The 13,366-nt window shown below is 71.1% G+C and carries 10 protein-coding genes and 1 tRNA gene; 8 read left to right on the forward strand and 3 right to left on the reverse strand.

Annotation, left to right across the window (positions count from 1 at the left end):
* Positions 1 to 71 precede the first annotated feature (71 nt).
* Both CQ393_RS15480 and CQ393_RS15485 read left to right on the forward strand, forming a co-directional pair.
* Positions 72 to 755: a ComF family protein gene (locus CQ393_RS15480; protein WP_343199996.1), complete on the forward strand. Its 684-nt coding sequence runs from the start codon at positions 72 to 74 to the stop codon at positions 753 to 755.
* Between the two features lie 74 nt (positions 756 to 829).
* Positions 830 to 1,405, forward strand: a complete 576-nt coding sequence (locus tag CQ393_RS15485) for an HdeD family acid-resistance protein (RefSeq protein WP_153192761.1) — start codon at positions 830 to 832, stop codon at positions 1,403 to 1,405.
* A gap of 55 nt (positions 1,406 to 1,460) precedes the next feature.
* On the opposite strand, the gene ubiA is transcribed toward CQ393_RS15485, so the two are convergent.
* Entirely contained in the window at positions 1,461 to 2,354 is an 894-nt protein-coding gene (gene ubiA, locus CQ393_RS15490; protein ID WP_153192763.1) for a 4-hydroxybenzoate octaprenyltransferase, read from the reverse strand.
* A gap of 149 nt (positions 2,355 to 2,503) precedes the next feature.
* Here ubiA and CQ393_RS15495 point away from each other — a divergent pair.
* The 6 genes from CQ393_RS15495 (at position 2,504) to CQ393_RS15520 (ending at position 9,231) form a co-directional block, all read left to right on the forward strand.
* Positions 2,504 to 2,580 (forward strand) — tRNA-Arg (locus CQ393_RS15495).
* A gap of 172 nt (positions 2,581 to 2,752) precedes the next feature.
* On the forward strand, positions 2,753 to 3,055 hold the full coding sequence (locus CQ393_RS15500; RefSeq protein WP_153192765.1) for a DUF3892 domain-containing protein: 303 nt from the start codon (positions 2,753 to 2,755) through the stop codon (positions 3,053 to 3,055).
* Positions 3,056 to 3,331: 276 nt separating this feature from the next.
* Positions 3,332 to 3,937 carry a transcriptional repressor LexA gene (gene lexA / locus CQ393_RS15505; protein WP_153192767.1) on the forward strand — a complete coding sequence of 202 codons (606 nt, stop codon included), beginning with the start codon at positions 3,332 to 3,334 and terminating at the stop codon, positions 3,935 to 3,937.
* A complete protein-coding gene (imuA, locus tag CQ393_RS15510) occupies positions 3,938 to 4,561 on the forward strand; it encodes a translesion DNA synthesis-associated protein ImuA (RefSeq protein ID WP_153192769.1) in 624 nt (207 codons plus the stop codon).
* A gap of 9 nt (positions 4,562 to 4,570) precedes the next feature.
* On the forward strand, positions 4,571 to 5,992 hold the full coding sequence (locus CQ393_RS15515) for a DNA polymerase Y family protein (protein ID WP_153192771.1): 1,422 nt from the start codon (positions 4,571 to 4,573) through the stop codon (positions 5,990 to 5,992).
* On the forward strand, positions 5,989 to 9,231 hold the full coding sequence (locus CQ393_RS15520; protein WP_343199997.1) for an error-prone DNA polymerase: 3,243 nt from the start codon (positions 5,989 to 5,991) through the stop codon (positions 9,229 to 9,231). The genes CQ393_RS15515 and CQ393_RS15520 overlap by 4 nt, the downstream gene beginning before the upstream one ends.
* A 478-nt stretch (positions 9,232 to 9,709) precedes the next feature.
* Here CQ393_RS15520 and CQ393_RS15525 read toward each other — a convergent pair whose 3' ends face one another.
* Both CQ393_RS15525 and CQ393_RS15530 read right to left on the reverse strand, forming a co-directional pair.
* Positions 9,710 to 11,233 carry a hypothetical protein gene (locus CQ393_RS15525; RefSeq protein WP_153192773.1) on the reverse strand — a complete coding sequence of 508 codons (1,524 nt, stop codon included), beginning with the start codon at positions 11,231 to 11,233 and terminating at the stop codon, positions 9,710 to 9,712.
* Positions 11,234 to 11,851: 618 nt separating this feature from the next.
* Complete coding sequence (locus CQ393_RS15530; protein ID WP_153192775.1) at positions 11,852 to 13,366, reverse strand: YifB family Mg chelatase-like AAA ATPase; 1,515 nt, start codon at positions 13,364 to 13,366, stop codon at positions 11,852 to 11,854.

Genomic DNA, 13,366 nt, shown 5'->3' on the forward strand with positions numbered 1-13,366 from the left:
AACGGAAGCGGGGCAGTCTGGTGAGCATGCACGCCACTGTCAACAAATCGCTATCAAGTTTGGTTTACGGCGTGGGTGGGTGGCTGTCCGACCTGCTGTTCCCGCCTGTCTGCCTTGTATGCGGGGAACCGGGTCAGCCCGGCCGCGACCTGTGCCCGGCCTGCGCCGCCACGCTGCCGTGGCTGGAAAGCGCCTGCCGTGGCTGCGCCCTGCCGCTGCCGGCCACCGAGCCGGCCGGCACGCTGTGTGGCGCCTGCCGCCCGGGCCGCTCGCCGTTGGCGGGGGTGCATGCCGCGTTCCTGTATGCCGCGCCGGTGGACGGGCTGCTGCGCCGCTTCAAGTTTCATGGCGACCTTGCCGCCGGGCGCCTGTTGGCGCAGCTGATGCACGCGCGGCTGGCGGCCGTCGAGCGGCCGCAGGCCCTGGTGCCGGTGCCGCTGCACCTGTCGCGCCTGCGCCGGCGCGGCTACGACCAGGCGTTGGAACTGGCGCGGCCGCTGGCCCGTGCGCTGCGCCTGCCGCTGCTGGCCGGGCTGCGCCGCACCCGCGCCACTGCGGCGCAGTCGGAACTGGACGCGCCCGCCCGCCGCCGCAACCTGCGCGCTGCCTTCGCCGCCCGCGGAACGCTGCCGGTGCACGTGGCTTTGGTCGACGACGTGATGACCACCGGCGCCACCCTGCAGGCCGCCGCCCGCGCGCTGCGCCGGGCCGGTGTGGCGCGGGTCGATGCCTGGGTCTGCGCACGGGTGCCGTGAACACGGCGGGGGGACGCGCCCGGGTCTATGCTCGGCCGGCAAAGGTTTCCCCCTGATCAGCAAGGAGCGATGACATGAATGGCAACCCGGATTTCCCGGCCGGCCCGTTGTTCGGCACGCTGTCCCGCCACTGGTGGGTGGTGCTGCTGTTCGGCCTGTTCGCGGTGGCTTTCGGCGTGCTGGCGCTGATGGCGCCGGTGCGCACCGCTGCGGTGCTGGCGATGTGGCTGGGCGTGATGGCGATCGTCGAGGGCGTGGTGGCGCTGGCATCGGCGGTCGGCGGTTCGGCGCCGGTCTCGCGCGGCTGGGCGGTGTTCTACGCGCTGGTGTCCATCGCCTTCGGCGTGCTGGCCATCCTCAACCCGCTGGCGACGGCGAGCGTGCTGCTGCTGTTCCTGGCGGCGTGGCTGGTGGTCGGCGGCATCTACCGCATCGTCTTCGCCATCCGCGTGCGCAGGCATATCCGCGGCGAATGGCTGCTGGTCCTCAGCGGCCTGCTGGCGGTGGCGCTGGGCGTGATGTTCGCGCTCAACCCGCTGGGCGGGCTGATGGTCACCTCGCTGTGGATCGGCGCGATGGCGCTGGTCTATGGCGTGCTGCAGGTCGTGGTCGCGTTCCGCCTGCGCCGCCTGGGCAGGACCGCCGTCTGAGCCATCGGCACGGTCGTTCAAGCATGCGGCCCGCCGTGGGGCGGGCCGCTGCGTGTCAGTGCAGGTACTGGCTGGCGACGATGCCAGCGAACAGCGCGGCCCCGACCCAGTTGTTGTGCAGGAAGGCGCGGAAGCAGGCTTCGCGCTCGCGCCTGCGGCACAGCCAGAACTCCCACATCACCATTGCCGCCGCCACGCCAAGCCCGGCCCAGTACATCGTGCCAAGTCCGGCGCGCTGCCCGACCAGCGCCATCGCCGCGAAGAACAGCGCGTAGAGGATGCCCTGGATCACCAGGTCCAGGTCGCCGAACAGGATGGCGGTGGAATGCGAGCCGACCTTCAGGTCGTCGTCTCGGTCGACCATCGCATACCAGGTGTCGTAGGCGGTGGACCACAGGATGTTGGCCGCGTACAGCACCCAGCCCAGCGCCGGCACTTCGCCCTGCACCGCGGCGAAGGCCATCGGGATGCCCCAGCCGAAGGCCATGCCCAGGTAGACCTGCGGCAGGTGGGTGTAGCGCTTGAGATAGGGATAGGTGGCGGCCAGGAATACGCCGACGAAGCTCAGGCCGATGGTCAGCGCGTTCAGGGTCAGCACCAGCGCGAACGCGACCAGCATCAGTCCGGCGAACAGCGCCAGCGCCTGCCGCCCGGACACCGCGCCTGTGGCCAGCGGGCGATCCTTGGTGCGCTTGACGTGCGGGTCCAGCCAGCGGTCGGCGTAGTCGTTGATCACGCAGCCGGCCGAGCGGGTCAGCCACACGCCGGCGGTGAACACGAACAGCGTCCACGGCGCCGGCAGGCCGCCGGAGGCCAGCCACAGCGCCCACCACGTAGGCCACAGCAGCAGCAGGGTGCCGATCGGCCGGTCGGCGCGCATCAGTTTCCAGTAGCTGGCCAGCCGCGAGGACGCGGGCGCCGGCTCTCGTTCGTATCGTTCGTAACCCATGCGCACAGGTTACCAGCCGGGCCTGGCGGCCCGTTGCGAAGCGAAGGCGCGACGGGGGCAGACCTGCGCATGCATTTGCCGTTAGAATGCGCCTCCGCCCGGCAGCGCCGGTCGGCAGGGAGCCATACGCTCCCGCTGCGACACACAACGCGCCCGTAGCTCAGCCGGATAGAGTAGTGGCTTCCGAAGCCATTGGTCGGGGGTTCGAATCCCTCCGGGCGCGCCATCTTTTCCAGAGCGCCAATCACTTGCGACGCTCTGCGTGATCCCGCCCCTATGGGGTGCTTCCGGGGTCGTGTGGGAAGGCCGCTCATCGAGGCGGCCTTCTGTCTTTACGTCGCAGCCCATGGGATGCCTCCCCATTACAACTGCCCTGCCAATCAAATGCAGGAGGCAACATGACCAAGTGGGCGGATTACGGCATTTCGGCTGTCCGGTACGACGCGGCACATACGCACATCGACCGGGTACGCATCCATCAGGACAACGGCGACAGCTTCGGGCCGCCTGCCGAGCATGAGCGCGCGGTCATCGTCAAAGCGATCAAGGACGGGGTCACGTTCATCACCATCCCCCAGGCCAACGGCCAGTGGCAGAAGGGGCAACCGGTCTACGTCATCAGGGTCAACGGCGTCGAATACATCAAGACCGTGGATAACGGCTTGCCCCGGGACAATCTCGAAAACCTGCCGGAGTTCTGAGCGGCAGGAACTCTGACCATCCTGCAAGCCTGGCGTGCAGGCATGGTCCCTGCCGATCAACTCAGCACGACCGCCCTTTCGACAATGGCGAGAAGAAAGCCGGAGCAATGGCTCCGGCTTTCCTGGTTGTGCCCATCAGGGGTGGCGGGCATCTTCCGGGCCATCGGCAGGTGATCCCGGAAGCGCGCCAGGGGATTGTCTGCTGCCGTCATCCGCAGTTCCCCTCTGCGGCTTCCACTGGCCCCGGCAAGGCGATGGGTGTACAAATGTACACCCATGATCCCCGCCGACCTGCCACCGCAACGCGCCGCCGTCCTCGCCTTCCTGCGCGGGGAGCTGGCGGCCGGGCGCGCGCCCAGCCTGGCCGAGATCGCCGCGGCTTTCGGCTTTTCCTCGCGCAACGCCGCGCAGAAGCATGTGCAGGCGCTGCTGGCCGAGGGCCTGCTGGAGCAGGTGCCGGGGCGCAAGCGCGGCCTGCGCCTGCCCGGCGGCGATGCCGACCTGCTGCCGCTGCCGGTACTGGGGCGGGTGGCCGCGGGCCAGCCGATCGGCGCCGACATCGGCCTGGACCAGCAGTTCTGGCTGGACCGGCGGCTGTTCGCGCTGCGCCCGGACTACCTGCTGCGGGTGCAGGGCGATTCGATGATCGACGACGGCATCCTCGACGGCGACCTGGTGGGCGTGCAGCGCACGCCGGAGGCGCGCGACGGCCAGACCGTGGTGGCGCGCGTGGATGGCGAGCTGACCATCAAGCGCCTGCAGCGCGGGCCGCGCCGCATCCGCCTGCTGCCGCGCAACCGCGCGCATGCGCCGATCGAGGTGCGGCCGGGCCAGGACTTCGCCATCGAAGGCGTCTACTGCGGGCTGGTACGCCCGGGTTGAATGGGCACGGTGGTCGCCCTCGACAGCCTGCTGGCCGCGCAGACGCTGTGGCATGCCGGGCGTGCGTCGGCCGCGGCGCTGGGCGAGCCCACCGGCCATGCCGCGCTCGATGCGCTGCTGCCGCAGGGCGGCTGGCCGCGGCATGCGCTGACCGAACTGCTGCTGCCGGCCGATGGCGTGGGCGAACTGGCCCTGCTGCTGCCGACCCTGGCGCGGTTGAGCGAGGCCGGCGCGACGGTGGCGGTGGTGGCGCCGCCCTACGTTCCCTATGCACCGGCCTGGCAGGCCGCGGGCGTGGCGCTGGAGCGGCTGGAGATCGTGCAGGCCACGCCGCGCGATGCGCTGTGGGCATTCGAACAATGCCTGCGCAGCGGCGCCTGCGCCGCGGTGCTGGGCTGGCCGCTGCACGCCGATGCGCAGGCGCTGCGACGCTTGCAGGTGGCCGCCGACAGCGGCCAGTGCCTGGGCTTCGCCCTGCGCGACCGCCGCCATGCCGCCAATCCCTCGCCGGCCGCGCTGCGCCTGGAGGCGGTGCGCGACGCGCACGGCGGCAGCGCCTGGCAGGTGCGCAAATGCCGTGGCGGTCCGGCGCCGGCGCGCGTCTTCGCCCTGGCCGCGCGCTGAGGCGCGGCCATGCTCTGGGCCTGTGTACTGCTGCCGCAGCTGGCGCTGGACGCCGTCCTCCGCCGCTGCCCCGATCCGCAGGCGCCGCTGGCGCTGGTCACCGGCCCGGCGCAGCTGCGCACCCTGCATGCGGTCAACGCCGCCGCGTCCGCCGCCGGCGTGCAGGCCGGCATGCGCCTGACTGCCGCGCATGCGCTGCTGCCCGGGCTGGCCCTGGTCGAGCACGATCCGCAGGCCGAGGAACGCTGGCAGCGTTTCCTCGCCGCGTGGGCCTACCGGCACAGTTCGCTGGTCAGCGCGCAGTGGCCTGGCTGCATCGTGCTGGAAGTGCGCGCCAGCTTCGCCCTGCTCGGTCCCTGGCCGCGCATCGAGGCGCGGCTGCGCGAGGAACTGGAACTGCTGGGCTTCAGCCACCGCATCGCACTGGCGCCGACGCCGCGCGCCGCGCAGGTGTTGGCTGGCCTGCGCGACGGTCTGGCGGTGACGCAGCCGGCGGCGATGGCAGCCCTGCTGGACCGCGTGCCGGTGCGCCGCGCGCGGTTGCCGGAGGATGGCGGCGAGCGCCTGCGGCACATGGGCATCGGCGACCTGCGCACGCTGCGCGCGCTGCCGCGCGACGCGCTGCGCCGCCGCTTCGGCCTGGCGCTGCTGGAACACCTGGATCGGCTCTACGGTCAGGCCGACGACCCGCTGGCGTACTACGCGCCGCCGGACCACTTCGACGCGCGGCTGGAACTGGGCTACGAGGTGGAGAGCCATACCGCGCTGCTGTTCCCGCTGCGCCGCCTGGTCGGCGACCTGTGCACCTATTTGTCGGTGCGCGATGGCGGCGTGCAGCGTTTCGTGCTGCGGCTGGAACACGAGCAGGGCCACAGCGACGTGGCGGTGGGGCTGCTGGCCGCCGAGCGCGAGCCGGCGCTGCTGTTCGAGCTGGTGCGCAACCGCCTGGAGCAGGTGCGGATCGACCAGCCGGTGGTCGCGCTGCGCCTGCTGGCGCGCGAGCTGCCGCCGTTCGTGCCGGCCTCGCGCGACCTGTTCGATCCGCGCGCGCGCCAGCAGCAGCCGTGGCCGCAGCTGCGCGAGCGGCTGCGCGCGCGGTTGGGAGACACCGCGGTACACCGCATCACGCCCACCTGCGACCCGCGTCCGGAACGCGCCTGGCGGCCGCTGCAGGGCGACGACGGCCGCATCGGCGATGCGGCACCGGGGCTGCCGCCGCGGCCGGCCTGGCTGCTGCCGCAGCCGGTGCCGCTGCGTGATCCGCGCCCGCGCATCGTCGCCGGCCCGGAACGGCTGGAAAGCGGCTGGTGGGACGGCGACGACGCGCGCCGCGACTACTACGTGCTGGAAACCTCGCAGGGCCAGCGCGCCTGGGCGTTCGCACCGCCGGGCGAGCAGGGCGGCTGGATGCTGCACGGGTGGTTCGCGTGAGCCGGCGCGAATCGCGCGATTCGCATGCCGGCACCCGCGCGCCGCGCGCCTGGGAGGTGGCGCAGCGGCTGGGCCGCGAAGCCGCCAACGACGGCGCGCCCGGCGAGGAAAACCTGCCTGCCTACGCCGAACTGCACTGCCTGTCCGACTTTTCCTTCCTGCGCGGCGCGGCCAGCGCCGAGGAACTGTTCGCGCGCGCGCGCGACTGCGGCTACGAAGCACTGGCGATCACCGACGAGTGCTCGCTGGCCGGCATCGTGCGCGCCTGGGAAGCGGCACGCGCCAGCGGCGTGAAGCTGGTGGTCGGCAGCGAGTTCGCCCTGGCCTGCGGCCTGCGCTGCGTGCTGCTGGTGGAAACCGCCGCCGGCTACACGCGGCTGTGCGAACTGATCACCCGCGGCCGCCGCGCCGCCGGCAAGGGCGATTACCTGCTCGCGCGTTCCGACGTGGAAGCGGTGCTGGACGGCATCGATCCGGACGCTTCGGGTCTGTTCGCCCTGTGGCTGCCTGCTGCACAGCCACAGGAGGAACAGGGCAGCTGGCTGCAGGCGCGGTTCGGCGCGCGCGCGCACCTGGCGGTGGAACTGCACCGCGAACAGGACGACGCCGCGCGGCTGCAGCGACTGCTGGCGCTGGCCGAGGTCCTGCGGATGACGCCGCTGGCCAGCGGCGACGCGCACATGGACGTGCGCCGCCGCCGCATGCTGCAGGACACGATGACCGCCATCCGCCACAACCTGCCGCTGGCCGACTGTGGCGCGCACCTGTTCCGCAACGGCGAGCGCCACCTGCGCACCCGCCGCGCGCTGGGCAACATCCATCCGCCCGAGTTGCTGGACAACGCGGTGCGGCTGGCGCGCCGTTGCACTTTCGACATGAGCCAGCTGCAGTACCGCTACCCGGCCGAGCTGGTGCCCGACGGGCACACGCCCACCACCTGGCTGCGCGAACTGACCGAACGCGGCATGCGCGAACGCTGGCCGGAAGGAACGCCGCCCGATGTGGTCCGGCAGATCGACAGCGAACTGGAACTGATCGCCTACAAGCAGTACGAGGCCTTCTTCCTGACCGTGCAGGACATCGTGCGCTTCGCGAAGGAACGCGACATCCTGTGCCAGGGTCGCGGCTCCTCGGCCAACTCGGCGGTGTGCTTCGCGCTGGGCATCACCGTGGTGAATCCCTCCGAGAGCCGGCTGCTGATGGCGCGCTTCCTGTCGCGCGAGCGCGACGAGCCGCCGGACATCGACGTGGATTTCGAGCACGAGCGGCGCGAGGAAGTGCTGCAGTACGTCTACGCCAAGTACGGCCGCCACCGCGCCGCGCTGGCGGCCACCGTGATCCGCTACCGCGGCAAGAGCGCGGTGCGCGACGTGGCGCGCGCTTTCGGCCTGCCGCCGGACCAGATCGCGCTGATGGCCGGCTGCCACGGTCACAGCCATGGCCAGGTGCCGATGGCGCAACGGCTGCGCGAGGCCGGCTTCGACTCGGACAACCCGCTGATCCGGCGGCTGATGGCGGTCACCGCGCAGCTGCGCGGCCACCCGCGCCACCTGTCGCAGCATGTGGGCGGTTTCGTCATCGGCGATGCGCCGCTGTCCACCGTGGTGCCGGTGGAGAACGCGGCCATGGACGGGCGCACCATCATCCAGTGGGACAAGGACGACCTGGAGACGATGAAGCTGCTCAAGGTCGACTGCCTGGCGCTGGGCATGCTCACCTGTATCCGCAAGGCGCTGGAGCTGGTGGAGCGCCATCGCGGCCATCGCGTCGATCTGGCAGCGCCTGCCGACGACTCCAATACCTACGACATGATCGAGGCCGCCGACACCGTGGGCGTGTTCCAGATCGAATCGCGCGCGCAGATGAGCATGCTACCGCGGCTCAAACCCAGGTGCTTCTACGACCTGGTGATCGAGGTGGCGATCGTGCGCCCGGGGCCGATCCAGGGCGGCATGGTGCATCCCTACCTGCGGCGGCGGCAGGGCAAGGAGAAAGCGACCTGCCCGGACGCGCTGGCCGAAATCCTCGAGCGAACCTGCGGCATTCCGCTGTTCCAGGAACAGGTGATGGAACTGGTCATCGTTGCGGCCAAGTACAGCCACAGCGAAGCCGATGTCCTGCGCCGTTCGATGGCGGCCTGGGGCCGGGGCGGCGACATGGAGCCGCACCGTGTGCGCATCCGCGAACGGATGCGGGGCAACAACTACTCCGACGAATTCATCGACCAGATCTTCGAGCAGATCAAGGGTTTCGGTTCCTACGGTTTTCCGCAGAGCCATGCCGCTTCGTTCGCCAAGCTGGTCTACATCAGCAGCTGGCTCAAGCGCCACGAACCGGCGGCCTTCGCCTGCGCCCTGCTCAATGCGCAGCCGATGGGCTTCTACTCGCCCAGCGAGATCGTGCAGGACGCGCGCCGCGAGGGCCGCGGTGGACGCCGCGGCGTGGAGGTACGGCCGGTGGACGTGACCTGCAGCGAATGGGACAACACGCTGGAAGGCGGGCGGATGCGCCGCGGCAAGGACGACGACGAAGGCCAGGCGGCGATCCGCCTGGGCCTGCGCCAGGTGGCCGGGCTGTCGGAAGCCGTGGCATCGGCCATTGTCGCCGCGCGTGTCCGGCGCCCGTTCGCCGACGTGCGCGACCTGTGCCTGCGCGCCGGCCTGGACGACCGGGCGCGGCGCGCGCTGGCCGAGGCCGGCGCGCTGCAGGCCCTGGCCGGGCACCGCCACGCCGCGCGCTGGGACGTGGCCGGGATCGAGCGGCAGCGGCCGCTGCTGCCCGGCAGCCCCGACGAGGACGCCGTGGAGCTGCCGCCACCTTCGGCCGGCGAGGACGTGCTGGCCGACTACCGCACGCTCGGCCTCACCCTCGGCGAACACCCGCTGTCGCTGCTGCGCGCGCGGCTGCGGCGCGAGCGCGTGCTCGACATCGCCCAGGTCCGGCAGCTGCCGCATGGGCGCGGCGCGCACGTGGCGGGCCTCGTCGTGCAGCGGCAACGCCCGGGCACGGCCAAGGGCACGGTGTTCGTTACCCTCGAGGACGAACACGGCCCGCTCAATGTCGTGGTGTGGCAGCACCTGGCCGCGCGCCGGCGCAAGGTGCTGCTGGGCGCGCGGCTGATGGCGGTACGCGGGCGCTGGGAGCAGGTGGACGGCGTGCAGCACCTGATCGCCCGCGACCTGCACGACCTCAGCCACCTGCTGGGCGACCTGCAGACCCGCTCGCGGGATTTCCACTAGCGCGGCGCACGGGGAGTACCCCGACGGGGCGACGCAGGCGATGCGCTACCTTCGCAGCGCCCGACAGAGCCGACGACCGGGCGCTGCGTGCCGCCCGGTTCCAGTGCGGAGAGGCGCTGAACACCGCACGGTTTGCAGCCACCGTCGGCATCGGCGTGGTACGTAGCGGGCCCGGCATCGGCAGCATCTGCGGCTTCTCGCCTTCGGCCAGCGCCAGCAGCGTCCGCCCGCCCTGCAGCTTGACCAGCAGCGTGTCGGCGCGCTGCATCACGCTGGCCTGGGCGCGGTTGTGTACGCCCAGGCGCTAGAAGATCGCCGACACGGGCCCTCGACCACTTCACGCTGTTTCAGGTTGAACACTTCGCGAGTCCGCGAGTCGCGTGCCGACGTGGCGCTGGGCGGCGCGACGTGGGCTTCCCCCGTCCATCCGCTCCGGCACCCGCAAGGACGCGCCGCCTTCAGTGGCCTGTTTCCCGCCTCACTCCCAATCCGACAGTGCGATCTTCAGCTCCGCCGCGAAGCCCTTGGCCGAAGACAGGGGCACCGTGAACACATTGGGCGACTGCTGGCTGATGCCGATCGCCCGGGCCTTGGCGCTGTCCAGCTCGGCCGGCGTCTTCGGTCCGCCGGCCCATTGGTCGTCGCCCCAGACATAACGCAGCCGCCAGCTGTCGCCGTCGGGTTTGGCGAACAGCACCAGTGTGTTGCGGAACAGGTACTCGCCGGGAATGTGGTTCTTCAGGAACAGCGCGCCATCGACCTCGTAGCCGGCGTTGCATACCGCCAGCTCGATGGAGAAGGCGACTTCGCTGCCGGCCAGGATGCGGCGGCTGTCCAGGAACACCGAAAACAGCACCGGCGCGCGTGCGTCGCGGCGTACGTTGCCGTCCGCATCGAAGATGTCGCTGTATTCGCGGCGCACCGCGCACTCGTTGGCCTGGGTGCGCGCGGTGAGCTGGTAGGTATAGGCGCCGCGCGGGGCCACGGTGGCCTCGATGTAGTACGAGGAACGCACCTGCCTGCCGCGTTTGCGCGCGGCCTCCACTTCCGGCGGCAGCGCCAGCGCGGTGATGTCCAGCTGCGCGGTGGCGCAGATGTCGCCGAACAGGAAGCGCGACAGGTTCTGGTAGCCCTCCTCGGAATTGACGATGCCGAAGTAGCCGCTGTGGCTGCGGTTGACGAAGGCCCGCGGCGCGCCTTCGACATAGGCGTTGGCGATGCGCACCAGGCCGTCGCTGAACGCGCCGACCGCGAACGAGGACAGCCCGCGCGCCACCGCGTAGTCGCGGCTGTTGGTGCCGATCAGGCAGAACATGCGCTCGGGCGGGAAGCCGGAATCGCCCAGCGTGTTGGCCTTGTCCCTGGACACCTTCAGGTAGCGCGCCATGTTGCCGCGGTTGAAGTTGTTCATGTCGTTGATCGACAGCAAGTCGGGCACGTTGATGCCGGCGATGTCGATGCCGTTGTGCGGGGTGGCGTAGGTGAACACCTTGTCCACCAGCGTGCGCGCCTCGGCGCTGGCGACCTCCGGGTTCTGCAGCAGGCAGCGGCAGATCAGCCCGCCCATCGAATGCGCGACCAGGTACACGCGGAAGTCGCGGCGCTGGTTGGCGTTGTCGCCGCATACGCTGTCGCGCAGTTCCAGGATGCGCCGGCCCAGGCTGGCGGCGGCCTCGGTGATCGACGGCGCCTTGCCGTCGCCGAACGCCGGGTCGGCCACGTCGTAATAGCGGTGGATGACGATGCTGCGCGGCGAAATGCCGCCGCGCAGCTCGGCGCCGCCGTCGTAGACGTCGCGGTAGCCGTAGTCCTTCATCAGCCGCACCAGCGGCGACTCGAACACGAACTTCACCACCGAGCCGTCCTGCGCCTGGCGGATCTTGGTGGAGCCGGCCTCCAGGCCCATGTACGGCGTGGAGGTGGTCTCGACGATCTCCGAGCGGGTCATGGCGTAACCGCGCACGTAGATGATCGGGAAGAAGGGGCGTTCGATCCTGTCCATGTCCGGCTCCGCGGGAGGGGAAGAGGAAGGGGATGTTGGGCCATTGTCGTCGCATCCGGGGCGACCGTGGGCGGGCTGGGCGGTGCGATAGGCCGGACAGGCCGTGGCCCGGGATCGTTGGCGTTCCTTGTTGGCCACATGGAGCGGGGTGGATGGCGGGCGCGAGCCGGCGAATTCAGCAAGCGTGCCCTGCTCGACGGCAGGCCCGGCTGGAGTCCGGCGGTATTGCCGCGCTTTACCGGATACGCACGTTTCGATAGCCCGCGTGTCCCGTAGCGCCGGAGCGGTGCCTGTTCATCGACACCCTGCCGCCGGGCACTGCCCGCTCCGGGACATGTCGGGGAGGTGCGATCCCAGCGACTTGCGGCGTTGTGTAGCGCCGGGCGTCGCCTGGCGGGGCTGTGCCGGTAAGGCCCCATGCGGGGCGAGCCCCGCATCTACGGGTGTTCGCGGCTGAAGCCGCTCTTACGGGGATTCCATCCGCCGAAAGGGGTTTCGTGAAGCCACGCTGCTTGGCCGGTGGCAATCGCGGAACCTGCAGCTGCAGGTCGGATGTGTGGCGTGGAGTAACGCCGTCAGAGCATTCCCGTCGGCGTCCGCGGCGGTAGATTGCCTGCCTTACTGCGAACCGTCCGGAGAGCCGCGATCCAGCTGGCGGTAGCCGATGGCCTCGGCGAGGTGCGCGCGTTCGATGGGGCCGCCACCGGCCAGGTCGGCGATGGTGCGGGCCACGCGCAGGATGCGGTGCATCGAGCGCGCTGACAGCTGCAGGCGTTCCATTGCCTGTTCGAGCAGTGCCTGGTCGGCCCGGGCCAGCACGCAGTCGCGCAGGGTCTGCCCGGGTTCCAGCCGGGCATTGGGCCTGCCCGCCCGCTGCAGCTGGCGGAAGCGGGCCTGCGCCACCCGCTCCCGTACGGTGGCGCTGCTTTCCCCGGGCGGCGCATCGCCGTGCAGTTCGGCCGGCGGCAGGCGCGGAACCTGCAGCTGCAGGTCGATGCGGTCCAGCAGCGGACCGGAGATGCGGGCGCGATAGCGGGCGATCGCATCCCCGGAACAGCGGCAGCGACCGCTGCGGTCGCCGGCCCACCCGCAAGGGCACGGGTTCATGGCCGCCACGAGCTGGAAGCAGGCCGGAAACTCGATGCTGCGCGCCGCCCGCGAGATGGTGACCACGCCCGATTCCAGCGGCTCGCGCAGCACCTCCAATGTCGGTCGTTTCCACTCGGGTAGCTCGTCGAGAAACAGGACACCGTTATGGGCAAGCGACACTTCGCCGGGACGTGGAAACGAACCCCCGCCGACGAGCGCCACCGCGCTGGCCGTGTGGTGCGGCGATCTGTATGGCCGCTGCCGCCAGCGCGCCGGGTCCACGCCGTGCCGGCCGGCCGAGGCGATGGCGGCGGTTTCCAGCGCTTCGGCCTCGCTGGCTTCGGGCAGGATGCCGGGCAGCCGCGAGGCCAGCAGGGTCTTGCCGCAGCCGGGCGAGCCGACCAGCAGCAGATGGTGCCCGCCGGTCGCGGCGATCTCCAGCGCACGCCTTGCCTGCGCATGTCCGCGCACGTCGGCAAGATCCGGCAGCGGGGCGGGTTCGGTGGCGGCGACCTGCGCGTCCGGCAGCGCCTTCTCGCCGGTGAGGCAGGCGCAGACTTCCAGCAGGGTACGCGCGACCTTGACCGTCGCCTGCCGGGCGAGCGCTGCCTCTTCGGCGTTGCCCGGCGCCACCACCAGCGTGCGCTGCTCCCGCGCCGCGGCGATGGCGGCCGGCAGCGCGCCATCCACGCCGCGCAGTTCGCCGGTCAGCGCCAGTTCGCCGATGAATTCGTGGCCGGACAGCGCCTGGCGGTCGATCTGCCCGCTGGCGGCGAGGATGCCCAGTGCGATCGGCAGGTCGAAGCGGCCGCCGTCCTTGGGCAGGTCGGCCGGGGCCAGGTTGATGGTGATGCGCCGGGCCGGGAACTCGAACTGCGCGCAGAGGATGGCCGCACGCACGCGGTCGCGGGATTCGCGCACCGCCGCTTCCGGCAGGCCCACGATCTGGGTGCAGGGCAGCCCACCGGACAGATGCACCTCGACCCGTACCGGCGGCGCATGCACCCCGGCGCGTGCACGGCTGTGCACCAGCGCCAGGCTCAT

Source organism: Stenotrophomonas sp. MYb238 (assembly GCF_009496535.1).
Lineage (GTDB): Bacteria > Pseudomonadota > Gammaproteobacteria > Xanthomonadales > Xanthomonadaceae > Stenotrophomonas.

What these genes read in the sequence shown, in the direction of transcription:
- CQ393_RS15485 (WP_153192761.1), top strand. Translation starts at nt 830, where the DNA reads ATGAATGGCAACCCGGATTTCCCGGCCGGCCCGTTGTTCGGCACGCTG.
- CQ393_RS15515 (WP_153192771.1), top strand. Translation starts at nt 4,571, where the DNA reads ATGCTCTGGGCCTGTGTACTGCTGCCGCAGCTGGCGCTGGACGCCGTC.
- CQ393_RS15530 (WP_153192775.1), bottom strand. Translation starts at nt 13,366, where the DNA reads ATGAGCCTGGCGCTGGTGCACAGCCGTGCACGCGCCGGGGTGCATGCG.
- CQ393_RS15500 (WP_153192765.1), top strand. Translation starts at nt 2,753, where the DNA reads ATGACCAAGTGGGCGGATTACGGCATTTCGGCTGTCCGGTACGACGCG.
- imuA (WP_153192769.1), top strand. Translation starts at nt 3,938, where the DNA reads ATGGGCACGGTGGTCGCCCTCGACAGCCTGCTGGCCGCGCAGACGCTG.
- lexA (WP_153192767.1), top strand. Translation starts at nt 3,332, where the DNA reads ATGATCCCCGCCGACCTGCCACCGCAACGCGCCGCCGTCCTCGCCTTC.
- ubiA (WP_153192763.1), bottom strand. Translation starts at nt 2,354, where the DNA reads ATGGGTTACGAACGATACGAACGAGAGCCGGCGCCCGCGTCCTCGCGG.
- CQ393_RS15525 (WP_153192773.1), bottom strand. Translation starts at nt 11,233, where the DNA reads ATGGACAGGATCGAACGCCCCTTCTTCCCGATCATCTACGTGCGCGGT.